Origin of the sequence: Gemella haemolysans ATCC 10379 (genome assembly GCF_000173915.1) — a bacterium.
In the GTDB taxonomy this organism is placed as follows: domain Bacteria; phylum Bacillota; class Bacilli; order Staphylococcales; family Gemellaceae; genus Gemella; species Gemella haemolysans.
Window position 1 is genome coordinate 508,626 of record NZ_ACDZ02000014.1, and the last position, 20,707, is coordinate 529,332.

The 20,707-nt window shown below is 27.9% G+C and carries 18 protein-coding genes; 14 read left to right on the forward strand and 4 right to left on the reverse strand.

Annotated elements, in window-relative coordinates; all coding sequences use genetic code 11:
- The first annotated feature begins 1 nt into the window (after position 1).
- The 5 genes from ligA to GEMHA0001_RS08000 all read left to right on the forward strand — a co-directional run bounded on the left by ligA (position 2) and on the right by GEMHA0001_RS08000 (position 9,265).
- Positions 2–1,993 (forward strand): NAD-dependent DNA ligase LigA, encoded by a 1,992-nt coding sequence (gene ligA / locus GEMHA0001_RS07980; RefSeq protein ID WP_003145076.1) that lies wholly within the window; start codon positions 2–4, stop codon positions 1,991–1,993.
- On the forward strand, positions 1,993–2,268 hold the full coding sequence (locus GEMHA0001_RS07985) for a LapA family protein (RefSeq protein WP_003144918.1): 276 nt from the start codon (positions 1,993–1,995) through the stop codon (positions 2,266–2,268). Before ligA ends, GEMHA0001_RS07985 begins: the two co-directional genes overlap by 1 nt.
- A gap of 31 nt (positions 2,269–2,299) precedes the next feature.
- Positions 2,300–4,561: a single-stranded-DNA-specific exonuclease RecJ gene (recJ, locus tag GEMHA0001_RS07990; RefSeq protein ID WP_003145694.1), complete on the forward strand. Its 2,262-nt coding sequence runs from the start codon at positions 2,300–2,302 to the stop codon at positions 4,559–4,561.
- 22 nt (positions 4,562–4,583) lie between these two features.
- A complete protein-coding gene (locus GEMHA0001_RS07995) occupies positions 4,584–5,210 on the forward strand; it encodes a DsbA family protein (protein WP_003144995.1) in 627 nt (208 codons plus the stop codon).
- Positions 5,211–5,428: 218 nt separating this feature from the next.
- Positions 5,429–9,265, forward strand: coding sequence for a leucine-rich repeat protein (locus tag GEMHA0001_RS08000; protein WP_003145371.1), 3,837 nt, complete (start codon positions 5,429–5,431; stop codon positions 9,263–9,265).
- A gap of 84 nt (positions 9,266–9,349) precedes the next feature.
- On the opposite strand, the gene GEMHA0001_RS08005 is transcribed toward GEMHA0001_RS08000, so the two are convergent.
- Complete coding sequence (locus GEMHA0001_RS08005) at positions 9,350–9,829, reverse strand: VanZ family protein (protein WP_224207485.1); 480 nt, start codon at positions 9,827–9,829, stop codon at positions 9,350–9,352.
- Between the two features lie 113 nt (positions 9,830–9,942).
- Positions 9,943–10,314, reverse strand: a complete 372-nt coding sequence (locus GEMHA0001_RS08010) for an iron-sulfur cluster biosynthesis family protein (protein WP_003145441.1) — start codon at positions 10,312–10,314, stop codon at positions 9,943–9,945.
- Between the two features lie 177 nt (positions 10,315–10,491).
- On the opposite strand from GEMHA0001_RS08010, the gene GEMHA0001_RS08015 reads away from it, so the two are divergent.
- The 9 genes from GEMHA0001_RS08015 (at position 10,492) to GEMHA0001_RS08055 (ending at position 19,467) form a co-directional block, all read left to right on the forward strand.
- Positions 10,492–11,004, forward strand: coding sequence for an adenine phosphoribosyltransferase (locus GEMHA0001_RS08015; protein WP_003144963.1), 513 nt, complete (start codon positions 10,492–10,494; stop codon positions 11,002–11,004).
- 22 nt (positions 11,005–11,026) lie between these two features.
- A complete protein-coding gene (locus tag GEMHA0001_RS08020) occupies positions 11,027–13,894 on the forward strand; it encodes an insulinase family protein (protein ID WP_003145223.1) in 2,868 nt (955 codons plus the stop codon).
- 12 nt (positions 13,895–13,906) lie between these two features.
- Positions 13,907–14,551 (forward strand): tRNA (guanosine(46)-N7)-methyltransferase TrmB, encoded by a 645-nt coding sequence (gene trmB, locus GEMHA0001_RS08025; RefSeq protein ID WP_003145309.1) that lies wholly within the window; start codon positions 13,907–13,909, stop codon positions 14,549–14,551.
- A 151-nt stretch (positions 14,552–14,702) separates the two neighbouring features.
- Positions 14,703–15,260: an elongation factor P gene (gene efp / locus GEMHA0001_RS08030; protein ID WP_003145634.1), complete on the forward strand. Its 558-nt coding sequence runs from the start codon at positions 14,703–14,705 to the stop codon at positions 15,258–15,260.
- A gap of 67 nt (positions 15,261–15,327) precedes the next feature.
- Positions 15,328–15,864, forward strand: coding sequence for a DUF1697 domain-containing protein (locus GEMHA0001_RS08035; protein ID WP_003145611.1), 537 nt, complete (start codon positions 15,328–15,330; stop codon positions 15,862–15,864).
- A gap of 75 nt (positions 15,865–15,939) precedes the next feature.
- Entirely contained in the window at positions 15,940–17,340 is a 1,401-nt protein-coding gene (locus GEMHA0001_RS08040; RefSeq protein WP_003145573.1) for a GntP family permease, read from the forward strand.
- A 117-nt stretch (positions 17,341–17,457) separates the two neighbouring features.
- Entirely contained in the window at positions 17,458–17,646 is a 189-nt protein-coding gene (gene rpmB, locus GEMHA0001_RS08045; RefSeq protein WP_003144993.1) for a 50S ribosomal protein L28, read from the forward strand.
- A 469-nt stretch (positions 17,647–18,115) separates the two neighbouring features.
- Positions 18,116–19,162, forward strand: a complete 1,047-nt coding sequence (gene xerS, locus GEMHA0001_RS08050; protein ID WP_003144880.1) for a tyrosine recombinase XerS — start codon at positions 18,116–18,118, stop codon at positions 19,160–19,162.
- Between the two features lie 62 nt (positions 19,163–19,224).
- On the forward strand, positions 19,225–19,467 hold the full coding sequence (locus GEMHA0001_RS08055; protein ID WP_003144863.1) for a CBU_0592 family membrane protein: 243 nt from the start codon (positions 19,225–19,227) through the stop codon (positions 19,465–19,467).
- Positions 19,468–19,486: 19 nt separating this feature from the next.
- Here GEMHA0001_RS08055 and GEMHA0001_RS08060 read toward each other — a convergent pair whose 3' ends face one another.
- Both GEMHA0001_RS08060 and pgsA read right to left on the reverse strand, forming a co-directional pair.
- A complete protein-coding gene (locus GEMHA0001_RS08060; RefSeq protein WP_003145226.1) occupies positions 19,487–20,026 on the reverse strand; it encodes a GrpB family protein in 540 nt (179 codons plus the stop codon).
- Between the two features lie 58 nt (positions 20,027–20,084).
- The gene (gene pgsA / locus GEMHA0001_RS08065) at positions 20,085–20,654 is read right to left on the reverse strand and encodes a CDP-diacylglycerol--glycerol-3-phosphate 3-phosphatidyltransferase (RefSeq protein WP_003145103.1); all 570 of its coding nucleotides are present in this window, start codon (positions 20,652–20,654) and stop codon (positions 20,085–20,087) included.
- Positions 20,655–20,707 lie beyond the last annotated feature (53 nt).

Below are 20,707 nucleotides of genomic sequence, written 5' to 3' on the forward strand. Positions count from 1 at the left end.
TATGAAACAAATTCAAGAAGAAATTTTAAAACTAGTTTCACTATTAAACAAATATTCATATGAGTATTACGTTGAAGATAATCCACAAATAACTGATACTGAGTATGATACTTTATATAAACAATTAGAGAAATTAGAAGAAAAATATCCTGAATTAATACTAGAAAATTCTCCTACACAAAGAGTAGGGGATAGAGTACTCGATGAATTCGAGAAAATTACTCATAAAATTCCGATGTTAAGTTTATCAAATACATTTTCTACTGAAGATTTAATAGATTTTGATGCCAGAGTATCAAAATTAGTTCCAAGTGAAAATGTTGAGTATATATGTGAACTAAAAATAGATGGTCTAGCCATTTCTATTAATTATGATAATGGTAAATTAGTAAGTGCTGCTACTCGTGGAGATGGAACTGTCGGAGAAGATGTTACTGAGAACATAAAAACAATATTTTCGATTCCAAAAGTGTTAAAAGATAAAAGATCATTTGAGGTTAGGGGAGAGGTTTATCTTCCAAAGAAATCTTTTAATATACTTAACAAAGAGCGAGAAGAAAATAATGAGGTATTATTTGCGAATCCTCGTAATGCAGCAGCAGGATCTTTAAGACAACTTGACTCTAAAATAACAGCGAAAAGAAGGTTATCGGCTTTTATTTATTCAATAGTTGGTGATGATAGCATTGTTTCACAAGAGAATGCTTTAAATACAGCGAAAGAATATGAACTTCCTGTAAATCCAAATTTTAAACTTTGTAAAAGTATTGATGAAGTAATTGACTATATTAACTACTGGACTGAACACAAACAAGATTTACCATATGATATTGATGGTATAGTAATTAAAGTTAATTCATATAAAGTTCAAGAGCAAATAGGCTTTACACAAAAAAGTCCACGATGGGCTACAGCATACAAGTTTCCTGAAGAAGAGCTTGCTACTAAATTATTAGATGTAGAACTTAGTGTAGGTAGAACAGGGATAATTACACCTGTTGCTATACTTGATCCAATTGTAATCTCTGGTTCTACGGTATCTAAAGCATCTTTACATAATAAGGATATAATAGATGATCTTGATATTCATATTGGAGATATGGTAGTAGTTAAAAAAGCAGGTGAGATTATTCCTAAGGTAGTTCGTGTTGTTAAAGAGTTAAGAACCGAGGGAAGTACAAAATATCAAATGCCATCTAATTGTCCATCGTGTCATCAGGAAACTTACGTGAAAGATAATGATCCTTTTACTAGATGTAAAAATCCTGATTGTCCTGATCAAAATATTAGAAAAATAATCCATTTTGCTTCAAGGGATGCTTTAAATATTGAAGGATTGGGTGATAAAGTAGTAGCAACTTTATATGATAAAGGTATTATTTGCCATACAATAGATTTATATTCATTGGATAGAGATAAACTGATTGCTTTAGAAAGAATGGGTGAAAAATCAGTTGATAATCTATTAAACGCAATAGAAAAATCAAAAGAAAGTTCATTAGATAAAGTTATCTATGCTCTAGGAATATTAAATGTAGGGAAAAAAGCAGGGAAAATTCTTGCAGAAAAATATGTGAATCTTTCTAATTTCATGAATGCGACATTAGAAGAACTTATTAATCTTGACGATGTTGGTCAAATTACCGCAGAATCAATTTTAGATTATTTATCAGATGATAATAATATTAAATTTATTAATGATTTAATTAATATTGGAATGAATCCTCAATATGAGATTAATGAAATTAAATCTAACAATATTTTCTCAGGAAAAACAGTTGTTTTAACTGGTAAGCTTGTTGAATTGACAAGAAATGAAGCAAAAGAATTTTTAGAAAAAAATGGAGCAAAAGTTACTGGAAGTGTTACTTCAAAAACTGATCTTGTAATTGCTGGTGAGAAAGCAGGCTCTAAACTTACTAAAGCCGAGCAATTAGGTATTGAAGTAATTAATGAAGAACAATTTGCTAATATGGTAAGAGAGGTAGAATAATGGATAATAAATTACCTTATAAAGTTTTTGGTATTGTTATTGTATTCGTATCAATAATTACATTTTTCATTATGAACTACAATTCAGTACCAGTATCATTAATATTTTTTACAGTTAAATTACCTTTAACAATTTTATTCTTCGTATGTTTCTTTATGGGAATATTAGCTGCCAGCTTGTATTGGTATCAAAAGTATAAAAGTTTAGTAAAAAAATACGAAAGAACAGAAAAATTATTATTTACAAAAGAAAAAATAGAAGATAAAAAAGAATAAATGATAACTTTTTAAGAAAAGAGGTGAGAAAATGGGCATAAAATATAACTGGATATATCCAAATTATGATGAAAATTTTATTAAAGAATTAGAATCATATAGTATTTCAAAAAATATCGCTAAAATATTAAATGCAAGAAATATTACAGATATGACTTCTGTTAAAAAGTATTTTTCTGATGAATATGAAGAAGGTTATGATCCATTTTTAATGCATGATATGCAAAAAGCTGTAGATAGGATAAATGAAGCTATAGAAAATGAAGAAAAAATTCTTGTCTACGGAGATTATGATGCGGATGGAATTACATCAACAGTATTATTAGTAGAGACATTAATATCTATGGGGGCAAATGTATCATCCTATATTCCAAATCGATTTGAAGAAGGATATGGACCAAACAAAGAAGCTTTTACAAAGATTATTGATTCAGGAATAACTCTAATTATTACTGTCGACAATGGAATTGCAGGTGTAGAAGAAGTTGATTTAGCTAATGAATTAGGTTGTGATGTTATTGTGACAGACCACCATAAAATTCAAGATACTATACCTAATGCATATGCAATAATTCATCCTGAACATCCAGAAGGTAACTATCCATTCAAGAAATTAGCTGGAGTAGGTGTTGCTTTTAAACTAGCCCACGCATTATTGGAAATCTTTCCTGATTTCTTATTGGATTTAGTTGCAATTGGTACAATAGCTGATATGGTCTCAATTACAGATGAAAATAGAATATTTGTAAAACAGGGACTAGAATTAATAAATGAAGATCCTCGAATAGGTCTTAAGATGTTACTTGAACTATCAGGTATAGATACAAAAATCGATGAGCAAACTGTAGGTTTTTATATAGCACCTAAATTAAATTCTATTGGTAGAATGGATAGCGCTAAATTAGGTTTAACTTTTCTTATGGCAGAAGAGCCTGTAACAGCGAGAGCTTTAGCTGAACAGATTGAACAATATAATATTCAACGAAAACAGGTTACAGAAGACATAGTAAAAGATGTAATAAGTAAAATTGAAAATTCAGAAAAAAAACAAAAGAATGTTATTATGGTTTCTGGTGAATACCACGAAGGTGTACTAGGCATCGTAGCATCGAATATTGTTGAAAAGTACCAAAAACCAGTTTTTATTATGAACGAAAAAGAAGGGGTTCTTAAGGGTTCTGCGAGAAGTATTTTTGATTTTAATATCTACGTAGCAATGAACAAAATATCAGATTTATTCTTAGCATTCGGTGGTCATACATTGGCTGCTGGTTTCTCTTTTGAAAAATCTAATTTTGAAAAGATTGAAGAATTTTTAGATAATGAATTTGAAGAATTTAAACAAAATAATAATTTGAAAGCTAATAAGAATATCGATATTGTTACTTCACTAGAGGATATTAGTTATCAATTTCTAAATTCATTAGATGCTCTAAAACCATATGGTATGGATTTTGAAAAACCTACTGTATTAATAGAAAATGCAATGGTTCTGAATAAAGCATACTTTGGTTCTGAAAAACAATATTTAAGATTAACAATAGCAGATGAGGTTGGAAATTTAGATTGTATTACTTTCAAAGACAGTGTAACTTTTGATAAAGTTGAGAAAAACGATATTATTGACTTAGTGTGTAACATAGATAAAAATAACTTTAATGGTCGTACAAAATTACAGGCTCATATTATAGATATACATATTAAAGAGTTTTTATTCGAAGATTTGAGATTCATAAACTATGATATTGCAAATATTGATATCAATTGTTTAAAACTCTCTAAATACAAAGATGATAAAGATAATAATTTCTATCAATATAAGGATTTAGATAGCTTAATAGACGAGGAATTTGAATATATTTATTTACTAGATATACCAACTTCTAAGGAATATCTATACAAAATAATAAATCTAAAACCTAAAAAAGTGTTTTTAATATGTGAAGAGAAGCAAGTTTTATCTGACGTATATCTTATTGATAAAAATAGATTAATTAAATTATTTAATCTAATACTTTCAACAAATAACAAACAAATAAATGTAGCTCAACAATTAGATAAATTACTAGCGGTATTAAAAACAAATGTTGATAGTTTAAAAATTATGATTCAAATTTTTAAAGAACTAGAGTTAATTAATTTTGTAAATAACACTATAATACTTAATCCAGATTATAAAACTGTTGATTTGAAAAAATCATCAAGTTTTATAAGTATGGAAAATATATTTGAAGTTGAAAACTTACTTTTAAAAGAGAGTATTACTAATATTAATAAAATACTTGAAGTTTAATGTAAATTAGAAGGAGATTTAAATGAAAATTTTATACTTTTGGGATGCGTACTGTGGTTGGTGTTATGGATTCGATAAAATATTCACTAAATTTTATGAAAATCATTCAAATGTAGAAATTGAAATAATTTCTGGTGGATTATTCTTTGGTGATAATAGTAAAAAAATCAAAGAATATGGATATTTCCAGGAAGGAAATAAAAAGATATCTGAAATGTATAATGTAGAATTTGGAGAAAAATATAACAAAGTACTTGAAGAAGGTGAAATGGTATTAAACTCTGTTCATCCTGCAATTGCTATGGATATTGTAAAAGAGCTAATTCCTAATTCACAAACATTACACTTTGCTTATGACATTCAATGTAAATTCTTTATTGAAGGAAAAAGTCTTAGTGATGTTCAAACATATGTTGAATTGTGTGAAAAATATGGACTAGATAGCTATGATCTTGCTCTAAAATTAACAATTGCGTTTAAAAATTCTAATCTTATTCACCCTGATTTTATAAAAACACTTAACTATGGGATTGAATCTTATCCAACAGCTGTTGTGGAAAAAGATGGAGAATACTATGATTTAAGAGGATATGCAACAGAGCCTGAAGACATTGAAACTCACTATGATTTAATCACTAAAAGATTTTAATTTTTAATATTAATTATTTTTTCATTGTGGCAATTTTATGAACGAAATTTACTAGGGGAAATTCCTATGAATTCAGTATTTTATATGCTAAATTCATAGGAATTGCCTCTAATTTTTTTTTATTTTTAACGTTTTCACTTGTATCTTTTATCCTGTTGTAGTATAATATAACTATCATTAATCGATATTGATTATCATTGTTTTTATGGAGGAACATCATGAATAAAAAATATAATAATAAACTAATAATTGGATTAGCAGTACCTATCTGTTTAAGTATAGGTTCTGTAGATTTCAATAATTCTAAATTTAGTCTTAATTCTAATGTAGTTTATGCACAAGATCAACAGAGTACAGGATTAAAGATTTATGAACCAGAAATTGGTGCTAGCGGATCTTTAGAATTCACTATCGAAGCTCAAGATACATCAGATACAATATTTAATAAGTATTGGAAAAAAATTGATAAAGTATTAATTGATGGAAAAGATTTTGGGTTTAATAGTGAATCTTCTACTTCTAAAAATTATACATTATATGATTCTACCGTATATATTAATAATAAAGACATAGAGGCGTATTATAATAAACAAAATAAACACAAAATTGAATTTATTTTTAAAGATGGTTCAAAAGCTGTATATGAAGATAAAGGATATGTAGATCCAACCGCTAAACCAAAATTAATTAGTGATGGTCTAAAAATTTTAGAACCACAAATAGATAACGATTCTCTAATCTTCTTCTTGGAAGGTTCTGATCTTTATAAAAACTACTGGTCAAAAGTAACTAAACTTACAGTAGATGGAAAAGATTTCGGATTCGATAAACAAAATACAAATAGTAAATATTATAAACTTTACGATGGTCAAGTTACTGCTGCAGATAAAGCTATTACTGAACATTACAAAAAACAAGATAAGCACAAAATTGAGTTTACATTTGAAGATGGTTCTAAAACAACATATGAGGATACTGGTTATGTAGAGCCAAGTAATGATACACCTACACCATCAAAAGAAACTGATACTAACAAACCAGCTTCAAATGCTAAATATACTATTTCTAAATTAGATCAAGGTAAAAACTGGAAAGATGAAAAACACTTAACTTTAGAGTTATCTGATACATCTGTTTATGATAATTTTGTTGAAGAAATAGCAAGTGTAACTTTAAATGGAACTACTGTGACTAAAGATGTATTCAAAGATAAAGTAGAAACATCAAAATATCTTGGAATTAGAATTTTTAACGAAGATTTAGTAAAAGCGCTAAAAGATTCAGATAATAAACTAGAAGTTAAACTTGTTGATGGAACTATAATTTCATATCCAACAGCAACTGATAAAAAAGAAGAGACGAAGCCTACAGAACCAAAGCAAGAGACACCTACAACTAGTGTTTCATATGCCCAAAAAGACCTTGTTTCTAAAGTAGAGAAAAATAGTTATGCTGATGAATTAAATATTACACTTGTTAATGGATTTAAACCGGAAGATGTTCTTAAAAATACTAAAGAAGTAATTATTAACGGAAAATCATTTGATAAATCACTATTCAGTAAAAACTGGAAAGATCAAATAGTTACTTTCGATGATGGTGGAGAAAGTCTTAAAGCATTTAAAGCTTGGAACTTTGATGGAGATAATACAATTGTATTTAAAGCAAATGACGGTAGCGAAAGTAAAACATATACTACTGGTAATAAAGTAGTTGAAGAAAAACCAACGCCAGAAAAAACTCCTGAAAAACAAGAAGAAAAAACTTATTCACTTACTGATAAATTAGAAGATGGTGAATATACTTTAGGATTTAACGCTTTATACGCTGATGGAAGACAAGGAACTTCAATGTTAGAAGGATTCTTTGATAAAAATGTAAAATTAGTAGTTAAAGATGGGAAAATGAGTATAACAATGTTAAATACTTTATTTGCTCACGGATTATATGATTTTGCTATTCAAAATAAAGGTAAATGGGAATCAGGTGTGAAAGAGAACTTTGGTGAGAAGAACTCTGCGGGACAATATGACAGAGCATTATTTACACTTCCGGTTGAAGATCTAGACCAAGTACACTTAGGTGGTGTTATAGTTTCTTATATGGGATCTCTAGAAAGTGATAAAGGAAACTTTGATAAATATACTACAGTTAAACTTAAATTTAAACCTGAGATCAAAAAAGGCTGGAATGGATTTGAATTAGTAGAGAAAAATAATGAAGAACGTAAGAAAAGCGACGACTTACTTCAGAAGAAATTAATAGCTAATGGGGTAGATGCTAATAACGATGGTAAAGTAACTGAAGATGAATTAAAAAACTTTACTGGTGATATTAATATTGGATCATTAGAAATTGATGGGAAAGTTGATAAAGGGGCTATTTATAATCTTGATTTACTAAAACACATGGGACCTGGTGTTAAATCATTCTCATCTGATAGTAACAATTTCGGTGAATTGCCTGAAGATTTATTCAAAAATGCAGTTAATATTGAGCGTATTAACTTAGGAGGAAATGGTGTTACTAAACTACCTGAAAACCTATTTGCTAATAACAAAAAATTAAAAACTGTGAACTTATCTTCTAACAACTTAGGTAATATACCAGAAGGTTTATTTGCAAATAACTCTGAATTAGAATCTGTTGAATTCAGTCAATCATGGTTATCAACATTACCAGCGAATGTTTTTGCTAATAATAAAAAGCTGAAAACTGTAAGTTTATCAAATAATAAGATTGTTTCACTTCCAAATGATTTATTTAAAAATAATACAGGTTTAACATTCTTATCTGTAACTGACAATGAACTTACTAAACTTCCTGACAGTGTTGCTAATTTAACTTCTTTAACACAGTTATATGCGGCTAACAACAAATTAACATCACTTCCAGAAAATGGAGTTAATTTCACTAAATTAAATACTCTTGCTTTAAATAACAACCATATTTCTAGTTTATCTGATGATTTATGGAAAACTCTAGCTAAAAATAAAGCAACTGTAAGATTAGTTAACAACCAAATTAGTAATATACCATTAGAATTAATTAAAGCAAATGGTAGTCTACATATCCTTGATATTGCTAATAACAATTTACCAGCAACATTACCGTATAATGATTCTGACACAAAACTATTAGGAATTTCTCCTGAAGTAACACAAGGTTACTACCCACAAAAACAAGCTACTGAATTAAATGTTGTAGCAAAAGATAATAAGGTCACTATTCAACCAAAAGATGAGAAATTAACAATTCTAAATCTTCTACACTGGTATAGAGGACGTTCTGAGTTCTATGGTGGAGAAGGTATCTTACAAGGTTTAGATAAATACAAAGAATTCCTAAGTAAACAAACAAAACCTATGGCCGAACTACTTAAGAGTGATGATTATGGTCGTAACTGGTATATTGTTACTAAGGTAGAACGTATCCGCGGTAATGAAGTTAAAGAACTTAGTTCAACAAGTGTTTCTAATGAAGATGATAGAAAATTAGAAATTACTGATAATGATATGAAAGCTGGAGATAAATATAGAGTTACTAAAATTTTATTCGAAAAAAATGCTACAAATATCGACGATAAATTAGTTGAACTTGTAACGACAGTTGAGGCTGATGTTAAGAAAGAAGAGCCAAAAGTTGAGGAAAAACCACAAGTAACTCCGGAACAGCCTAAACCAGAGGAAAAACCTCAAACAACGCCTTCTGAACAACCTAAACCAGAAGAAAAACCTCAAACAACGCCTTCTGAACAACCTAAACCAGAAGAAAAACCTCGAACAACACCTTCTGAACAACCTAAACCAGAGGAAAAACCGCAAATAACTCCTGAGCAACCTAAAGCAGAGAAACCTCAAGAGTCTCCTTCTGAACAACCAAGTACACCTTCAGTAGATGATAAGAAAAATAGTGATACTTCACAAAATCCTGTATCACAAAGATTTAACAATATACTTCCTAAAACTGGTCTAACTGAGAATAGTGCAGGAGCTGCATTATTAGGATTACTAGGAGTAGTACTAGCTGCAATAGGATTTAGAAGAAAAAGATAAAGTAGATTAATTTACTATTATAAAAAATAAAAACGATAGATTTTAATTTTAGAATCTATCGTTTTTTGTATTAGGTTTTTTGTATTAAATTATAAGATAAAGAATGTCATAAATAATATATCCAGAAAAAAGTATTAATATAACATTCATGTATATTCTTAATTTTTCTCTAAAGATAACTGAAATAATATTGATAATAATCACTCCAAGAATCGCTCCAAGAGTATTATCAATTAAATCTGTTACATCAGGAAAACCAATAGTCAGTACATACTGTATTGATTCGTAAGTCAAACTCAATATAAAAGCTAATATTATCGCTCTAAAACCTGAAGATTTGGGGTATAACATCTTTATATAGAAACTAAATGGTATGAAGAAAAGAATATTCAACAGGACTTCCACAATATCAAAATGACTATATGGTATTAAGTTAACTGTTCTCCATGTTATTCCTGGATGAAGTAGAACTCGTGGATGATTTATCCAAGAAAGATTACTACTTTTTAATAAATTCCAATCCATTTTGGCCACGATTACCCAAGAAAGTATGAATAAATACACAAAAAATAGAATAAAGGTTAATTTTCTGCTGTTAAGAAAAGATTTCAAATTATTCTCCTTTCATTGTTAATAATAGAGTATATATTAGCAAAGTTTATTAAAATTAACTTAAACTATAATTTAATAATTAGTTGAACTTGATCAGCAATTATTCCCGCTTCACTTTTTAAATTAAGAGTAAAATCCTTATAGTCAAAAACATTATTTTTATCAAACATCATGTCATAGTAAGAAGGGAAGTATACAGATCCAAGATTTGATTCAACCTGTTTATCATATTTACTCCACTTAATATTTACATCATTTTTACTCACTATTAATACTCTATACTTATCGTATACTTGACAGTGACAACCACTTATATTTTCATTATAAGGACTATTTCCATCAGCGTAGTCAATTATAATATCATATGTAATTTCATCAAATTTGTTAATTTGTTTTAAAATATATTCAATTGCTGAATCTGTAAATGTAAATTTCATAATTTAACCTCCACGTAAAATATTATATACTTTATTTTATCACACTAATAAATTAAAAGCATAGTATTTAGGATTATCGCTTTCTTGCTTATAATAACAGTATTATAAATTGCTTATTTTCTTATTTTATAGTATAATAATTGAGTTAAGAAAACATTTAGGAGAAAATAAATATAAATGAATTTAGAAAAATACATTTCAATCGTACCAAATTGGCCAAAAGAAGGAATTAGCTTTAAAGATATCACTACTTTAATGGCGGATGGAGAAGCGTATAAGTACGCTACAGATCAAATTGTAAACTATGCAAAAGAAAAACAAGTTGATGTAGTAGTAGGACCAGAAGCTCGTGGTTTCATTATTGGATGTCCTGTATCTTACTCACTAGGTATAGGGTTCGTTCCTGTAAGAAAACCTAATAAATTACCACGTGAAGTTATTTCATACGAATATGATTTAGAATATGGAAGTAACACTTTAACAATGCACAAAGATGCAATTAAACCAGGTCAACGTGTTCTAATCACTGATGATTTATTAGCTACAGGTGGAACAATTGAAGCAACTATTAAATTAGTAGAAGAATTAGGAGGAATCGTAGTAGGTATCGCGTTCTTAATCGAATTAGATGGTCTAAACGGTATGGACAAACTACAAGGTTATGACGTTCTTACATTACTTAAAATGTAATCTACTATAATAATTAAATAATATGACATTTGAACTTATAGAAAAGAAATATCTAAAAAATATAAATACAAATGCTTATCTTTATGAGCATACAAAAACTCGTGCTAGATTAGTTTTCTTTGAAAATGATGATATAAATAAAAGTTTTAGCATTAGTTTTAAAACTATTCCTTACAATGATAATGGTATTTTTCATATTTTAGAACATTCTGTTTTATGTGGTTCAGCGAAATATCCAGTAAAAGAACCTTTTGTAGAACTACTTAAAGGTTCTTTTAATACATTTTTAAATGCAATGACATTTCCTGATAAAACTATGTATCCAGTATCGTCTAAAAATGAAAAAGACTTAGAAATATTAATGGATATATACTTAGATGCAGTATTTAATCCGAATCTAAAAAACAATCCAAATATACTTGCCCAAGAAGGATGGCACTATCATCTTGAAGATAAAGAAGATGAACTAATATATAAAGGTGTAGTTTACAATGAAATGAAAGGTGCTTATTCATCAGTAGATGAAGTACTAGATCAATATGTAACGGAACAACTATTTAGTGATACTTCTTATAAATATTCTTCTGGAGGAAAACCAGAAGCTATCCCTTCAATTTCACAAGAAGAATTTTTAGAGACTTATAATTATAATTATCACCCAAGCAACAGCTATATCTTTTTATATGGTGATTTAAATGTTGAACAATATCTGAATCATATTGATAGTTATCTAAATAATTACGAGTATAAAGAGTATAGCGATTACAACTTAACACGTCAAGAAAACTTTACTGCGGATATTGTTAAACGTACATATTTTAACGAAGATGTAAAAGATAAAGCTTATGTAGCTTATAACTATATTCTTGGTGATAGTAATGAGTTTAGTAAAATCGAGAATATCGATATAATAGATGATATTCTTCTTGGAAGTAGTAATACAGAATTTAGAAAATATTTCATTGATAACAATATTTGTGAAGATGTATATAGTTACGTTCAAAAAGATCGTAAAGAAACTGTATACTCAATTATCTTTAAATACGTAAGCGATGATAAATTAGAAAGTCTTAATGCAGAATATAAATCTTTATTAAAAGGTATTATTGATAAAGGCTTTGATTATGAACAAGTTCAAGCTTCAATTAACAAAAAGAACTTTTCTATCAAGGAAGAGATTAATAAAACTTCGTCACCTAAGGGTGTATCTTATGCTATTAGATTATTAAGAACATGGTTATATAGTGAAGATAATATATTAGATGCATTTGATTTAGACAACGTAATTTCTCATTTACAAGAAAATTGCGTTAATAAACAATACGAAACTCTTGCTAAACAGTTTCTAATTGAAAATAATAAACAAGCTATATTACACTTAATTCCTACATTAGAAAAAGAGAATAAGGAAAAAGATTTAGTTGAATATAAAGCTACTTTATCAGAAACTGAATTAGCAGATATAGTAAAAAACACTAAGTCTCTACAAGAATGGCAAAATAGTACAGATAAAAAAGAAGATTTAGAAAAAATCAAAAGTGTTGATGCTAAAGAAGTAGAATTAAAAAATCCATTCGAAGAAACATTCTTTGAAGAATACAAAGGTATAAATTTTTCACACTATGATACTGTAACTAATGGTATTTCATATTCTAAATTACTATTTGACATAAGTGATTTCGAAGTTGAACAGTTACAATATGCATCAGTATTATCATACTTATTATTTAACTTTAATACAAAAAATAAAACTGAAGCTGAAGTAATAAAAGAAATAGGTGCAAATCTTGGTGGTATTAGTTCTTATGTAGATGTTTTTAGAAAATATAAGAGTGAAGAATGTGAAGTGAAATTCATAATCAGTGCGAAAAATTTAGTAGAAAAAGCTGGAGAACTAGCTAAGATTTTAGATGAAACTACACTTTATGCAGATTTTGAAGATAAAGAAGCACTATACAATGTTCTCTTAGAAATTAAGTTAATGCTAGAAAGTAGATTTAAAAATTCTGGACATGCATTTGTAGCACGTCGTATTAGTGGTTTCTATAATCCTCAAAGTAAACTTGCTTCATATCATGGAGAATATGATTTCTACTTGTTTATAAGTGAATTAGTAAACAACTATGAGCAAAATAGTGATAAAATTAAAGAACAGTTATACACTGTTACAAGTCTAATTTTTAATCAAGCTAGATTATTAGTAAACTTTGTCGGTAATAAAGAAGAATATACTAACTTCAAAGAAACTATATCTTCGTATTTAGCTAAATACCCTAGTGAATTAGATAAACAAAAAGGTCTTGAAATTAAATTAGAAGAACAAGGTTATTCTGAAGGTTTTTACTTTGATTCACTAGTTCAATACGTTGGTGCGGGTTATAATATAAATGATTACACTGGTACACACTTAGTACTAAGACATATATTAAGCTTAGATTATTTATGGAATAATGTCCGTGTAAAAAATGGAGCCTATGGTTCTGGAGTGATATTTAATGCTTTTGGTGATTTTAATTTATGGTCATATCGTGATCCAAACTTAACGGAAACTCTAGAGATATATTATAATATTAACAACTACATAGCCAATATTGATGCTGATGAAAAAGATCTTAATAAATATATTATAGGTACACTAAATTCATTAGATGTTCTAATGTCACCAAGTGCGCAAGCTGCATATTCATTAAACAAATACATCACTAATTCTCCATTTGAAGTTTATGATAAACTTGTAAATGAAATAAAGAATACAACAGTAGAAGATTTAAGAAAATTAGCAACAGAATTTGAAAATATCAAATCTAAAGCATATACTTGTGTATTAGGCTCAAAAGATAAAGTATTAGAAAACAAACAAATATTTAATAAAACAATAGAATTAAAATAGAAAGGTGCATGAATGAGAGTTCGAAATAGAGCAGATGCTAGAGAGCGTCTAGAGAATAGTCCAGTTGTATTTTTACAACCTAAGGATAATAAAGGAAAATGGAAAGAAATTTTTGGAAATGATAATCCAATACACTTAGAAATAGGAAGTGGAAAAGGTAAGTTTATTCATACACTTGCTGAAAAACACCCAAAAATTAACTTTATAGCTATGGAGGCACAACCAACTGTCTTAACATTTCTATTAGATAAAGTTGAAGAAACTCATAGAGAAAACTTAAAGCTTATCTCAGGGAATGCTGAAGATCTATTAGAGTATTTTGCTGAAGGTGAAGTTGATCGATTATATCTTAACTTCTCTGATCCATGGCCTAAAACAAGACATGAGAAAAGACGCTTAACATTCCATACGTTTTTAGCTCGTTACGAAGCTATTTTAAATGGAAACAAAACAATAGTTCAAAAAACTGACAACCAAGGTTTATTTGAATACAGTTTAATGAGCTATGCTAAATATGGATTTACTTTTAATAGACTTTCGTTAGATTTAACTAATAGTGTATATGAAGAAGAGAACGTTCATACTGAGTATGAAGATAAGTTTATTAAAAAAGGTAATAGAATCTACATGGTAGAAGCTGTAATAGAAAGCAAATAATTATAGTTTACGTAAATATAATTATGTAAACCTAAAATTATTTATTAGAGAACTTTGTATAAATTACACTAAAATTAGTGAGTTTTACCTTGATTTTAAAAAAAAATTTATTTATAATAATATTAATACAATTTAAAGGAGAAATACAATAATGATATCAGTTAATGATTTTAAAACTGGAGTTACTATCGAAGTTGATGGAAACATTTGGAAAGTAATGGAATTCCAACACGTTAAACCTGGTAAAGGAGCTGCATTCGTACGTTCTAAATTAAGAAATATGCGTACTGGTGCTGTTAACGATAAAACTTTCAGAGCTGGTGAAAAAGTTGCAAAAGCTCAAATTAACAACCAAAAAATGTCATACCTTTACTCAACTGGTGAAGCTTATGTATTTATGGATAACGCTACTTACGAGCAAATCGAAGTACCTGAAGCACAATTAGAATATGAATTAAACTTCTTAAAAGAAAACATGGAAGTTTCAATCTTAATGTTCGGTGATGAAATCTTAGGAATTGACTTACCAACAACAGTAGAACTTACTGTAACTGAAACAGAACCTGGTGTTAAAGGTGATACTGCACAAGGAGCTACTAAAGCTGCTACAGTTGAGACTGGATACACTTTACAAGTACCTCTTTTCGTTAAAGAAGGAGATGTATTAGTTATCAATACTGCTGAAGGTTCTTACGTATCAAGAGCATAATTTAAGAATAATAATAAAACTCTCTATTATTTAGATGATAGAGAGTTTTTTATAAAAGGAGAAACTAATGAAATACGTACTTTTACTTCGTGGTATTAATGTCGGTGGAAAGAATAAAGTCTCTATGGCTGAGTTTAAAGAGATGCTTTCACATTTAGGTTATACTAATGTTATTTCATATATAAATAGTGGTAATATAATATTTGATACTTCTGATACTATCGAAACTATTAATCAAAACATATCAATAATATTGAATACTTATCCATTTAAAATTAATAAAGTAATACTTAGTCAGCGTGAGTATCTTGAGGAACTTGAGAACTTACCGAGTTGGTGGTTTAACGATTCATATAGAAAAGATGTATTATTCTATACTAATGAAATAGACTATTCAATTATGAGAGAACGTATAGAAAAAATGCCTCTACAAGATGAAGCTGTTCATTTTGGTAAATATGCTGTGTTCTGGGGTAAATACAACGAAACAAGTTACTTAAAAACTTCCTATCATAAGTACTTAATAAAAGAAAGTTTCTATGGGTCCATTACTATACGAAATTTTAGAACATTTGAAAAAATAGCTGATCTCTTAAAAAAATAAATTATAAAACGTTTATCTTTACTTATCTATATTAATAATGTTATAATTACCTAATGAAAAATTAAGGAGAATATAATGAAATTAGATAAGATATTTATTATCTTAGGATTAATAGTATACTCTTCATTAGCATTTTTTTTAGGAAATTATTCCTATAAATTATTGTTAGTATTTATTGGTATTAGTGCTCTTATATTTTTAATAACAAAATTACATTTTGAGCCATTTTTATCAATATTAATAGTAGCTATTATTCTAGGATTATTTTTAGGACTTCCCGCTAATAAATTGATAGATTCTATAGAGAAGGGGACTGGATCTCTTCTAGGACATTTATCATTAATATTAGGTCTAGGAGCAATGTTTGGTAAAATATTGGAAGAATTAGGTGCAGTAGAGATTACGGCAAAGAAAATGATTAGTGTATTTGGACTTAAGAGAATCCAATTAGGCTTACTTATAGCTGGAATGTGTATAAGTTTTTCTTTATTCTTTGATGTAGCTTTTATTTTAGTAATTCCAATTATTCTTGCAGTAGCAAAGGAGTTAAAACTAGATAAAATATATTTAGCCCTTCCCGCAAGTATAGGGGTTCTAACTATTCATGCTTTATTCCCACCACACCCTAGTCCGAGTATTATCACTAAAACATTCAATTTAAATATGGCCGAAGTATTTTACTATGGATTAATAGTCGCTATTCCTACAGCTTTTATTGGTGGTTTACTACTAACTAATTCTAATTTAGTAAAAACAAGAGTTAGTTCAGATACTAAAGAAAAGGATATAAGCGTTCTAAAGATTGAAAATCAAACTATGAGTACTTCTTTTGCTATCTTATTAATGTTATTACCAGTACTTTTAATTACAATTCCTACAATAGCTTTAGGTATACCTAATTTGTCAGAAACAATAAAAGGTATCTTAACAATTATAAGTAATCCAGTTACTGCATTAATAATAAGTTTATTAATAGCTATTATTGAATTAATGATAGCAAAACATTTAAGAATAAGAAGTATTGTTCCATTACTAAGCCAATCTCTTAAAACAATTGCAGTAGTGTTACTAATTAATGGTGCTGCAGGTGGTTTAAAACAAGTATTAGTTGATTCTAAAGTTACTGATGAAATTGTTAGACTGACTAATGGTCTTAATCTATCACCAATTGTTATTAGTTTCCTAGTAGCTGCCATATTAAGAATATCATTAGGTAGTGCTACAATAGCTGCAATAACAACACTTGCTATTGTCGAACCACTAGTTGGTACTGTAAGTTACTCACCAGTATTTATAATGCTAAGCATCACAGCAGGAAGTATGTTCTGTTCACATGTGAATGATCCTGGATTTTGGTTATTTAAACAATATTTGAATTTAGATTTTAAAACTACATTTAAGACCTGGACACTAGGAACAACAGTATCTTCTGTCATAGCGTTTATTATAATATTGTTTATAACATCGTTTGCATAAAGAAAATTTTTATAAATCAAAGTTTTTACTTGATATTTATGTTAAGGTATGTTATATTATTACTTGTGTATGTAGTAAATGTTATGAATAAACTATTTCCAAAAGGAGGATTAATTCATGGCAAAAGTTTGTTACGTAACTGGACGTAAAGCTCGTTCAGGAAATACTCGTTCACACGCAATGAACGCAAATAAAAGAAAATTCAAAGCTAATCTACAAAAAGTAACAATTTTAGTAGACGGACAACCTAAAAAAGTTTGGGTTTCTGCTAGAGCTTTAAAATCTGGAAAAGTTGAGCGTGTATAATTAAGCGATAAACTTTAAGCTATCTAAGGAAACTTAGATAGCTTTTTACATTAATTTAATAAAAAATGATATAAAAATGAGAAAAATACCAAGAACAGGCATTTAAATCAATTCTGAGCGTTTTTAGTTCTTTTTGGTATAATTATACAAAAAATAATTTTAGGACGCTTATACGACGTTTAAATAGGTGATATTTTTTTATAGAGAGCAGAAAACAAAAAAACACAGTAATTAGTTTTAATATTAAGAAATACAATATACAATATCATATTTTGATACAAAATTAATTTAAAATAATAATACTTAAAAACTAATAGTAAGAATAACTATTATAATAAAATTATAAGATTAAAATATTAGGGGACAAACATATATTGAAAGAACCAGCCAAATATGTTATAATATAATTGTTCGTATAATACATATTATATGTATAATTTGTAAAATTAAGGAGAATGTAGTAATACCAATGAATCAACGTGATTATTATAAACAAAAAATCAACAAAATACTTCCAGAGTTTCCTGACTATATAGAAGATTTTATTGATACATATTATGACAATTTATCTCCGTTAACTTTGCACAGATATCTAGAAACCTATAAGAACTTTTTAAATTGGACTATCAGAGAAACTATATCTGATGCTGAACTTATAAAAGATGTCAGTCTTTCTACATTAGAAAATATTTCAAAAAAAGAAATGGAAAGTTATTTTAAGAGTCTATCTCGTGAACAAGTTAATGGTAAATACCGTAGTCAAACTACTATAAATAACTATAAAGCTGCTATGAGGTCACTTTATAAGTTCCTTACAGTAACGAGTGAAACTGAGCAAGGTAAAGCTTATTTCGAAAGAAATGTTATGCTTAAAATCCCGATTAATCGTGTTAAAGAAACATTGTCTTCAAGATCAAAGAAAATATCAGAAAAGATATTTTTAGATTCTCAAGATGAAGAATTCTTACAGTATGTTGAATTTGAATATGAAAAGACTTTGTCTAATCACGGTAAATCATTTTTCTTAAGAGACAAAGCCAGGGATTTAGCTATACTAACACTATTTTTAAAGAGTGGTATTCGTGTTAACGAACTTGCTAATTTAAAAGTAAAAGACATAGACTTTCTAAATAGCGAAATTAATGTTATCAGAAAAGGAAATAAGGTAGATACAGTAATAATAACAAAATCTGCTTTAGATAGACTAAATGAATACATTACTTCCCTATCTTTTAAACTTAATAGAGAAGATTATGTATTTATTAGTAAAAATAAAACAGGACTATCAATAAGAGCTATTCAAAAATTAGTAATGAAATATACAGATACTTTTAATGTTCCAATGTCTCCTCATAAATTAAGACACAGTTACGGTACAAAACTAGCTTTAAAAACTAATGGTAATATACCAATAATTATGACTCAAATGGGACATTCTAACAGTGATACATCAATGCTATACATTAATGAATCAAAAAAGATTATTAAGCAAAATATTGATAAACTTGATGATTAGTATTGAATTATATCTTCTATTGAGGTAAAATATAAAAGTTACTAAAAATTAGGAGGTTAAAGATGGGTATTATTGTACAAGTTTTAGGATCACTATTAATACTAATAGGATTTGTATTTAGTCAATTAGGAAAACTTAAGACAACTTCTCTTAACTATCTATTACTAAATGCCATTGGTGCTCTAATTTTAGGAATAGATGCATTTATCGGAAAACAATGGGGATTTGTTTTACTTGAAGGTGTTTGGTCAATAGTTGCAATTCAAGGATTATTTAAGTACTTCAATAAAAAAGAAGTAAAATAAAGATATAGTTTACATAAAGTTATTTATGTAAACTATATCTTTTTATAATATCTTTTATAAATTTTGTTTTTCCAGCAGTATAGCCTTCTCTATCATACTTATACGTTAGTTCTAAGTCTAATTTTAATCTTTCATATTGTTTTGCTATTTTTGGATTTTTTATTAAAACATCTCTAAATTTAACTTCTTCAATATCACCTTTTTTTCTTATGTGAAGATGGTAGACTTTAGTTTGAAAACCATCCTCCCCATATCCTTTAACTAGAAAAGCTCTATTGTCTTCTTTCCAACGTAGTTTCCATTCTACATTCAGAATATCAATTATACTATCAAAGTCATTACTTTTATTGATTTCTAAAATTATATCTATTATATCCTTTGAATAAATATTTGGAATTGCTGTACTTCCTATGTGATATAAAGTTACTTTATATTGTTTAAGTATATCAAGTAAATTTATTTTTTCATCTTCATACGAAGTTATCCATTCGCTTTTATGTTTTACAAGTTTAATCGGGAATTTTCTTTTAAAATCCTTCTCTTTTAATAGTTTATTCATTTACAAAACACCTCTCAAAAAATAATAATGTTAGGATAGGATAACCCTATCACTAACATTATTTGAATACATGTAATGAATTTTTGAAATACTCGATTCCAGATAGTATCGTTAAAATTACTGATATCCACAATAGAATATAATCTAGTTTAAATCCTATAGTATTAAAAATAGGATTTCCTAATAATATAAGAATTATAGCAACTAACTGGCTAATAGTCTTTAATTTTCCTAGTATTCCTGCCGGAATAACTTCACCCTTTTCAACAGCTAATAATCTAAGACCTGTTACTGCAAATTCTCTTGCAATTACCACAACTACCATCCAGCTGTGCATCAGTCCTAATTCCACCATTACTATAAATGCACTACCTACAAGAAGTTTATCAGCTAATGGGTCTAAAAATTTCCCCATATTGGTTACTAAATTATATTTTCTTGCTAAATAACCATCTATAAAATCAGTAAATGATGCAAAAATAAATATTAATGCTGCTATAAAAATATTTAAGGATATGTCTCTTCCTCCTAGAATAGAAATACTTCCGCCCATATCAACTAGTAAAAAAACTATAAATACAGGTATTAATATTGTTCTAAATAATGTTATTTTATTTGGTAGATTCATTATTTTTACTTACCCTTCTAACTTAAAGTATAAATTCAATTCATAATAATTAT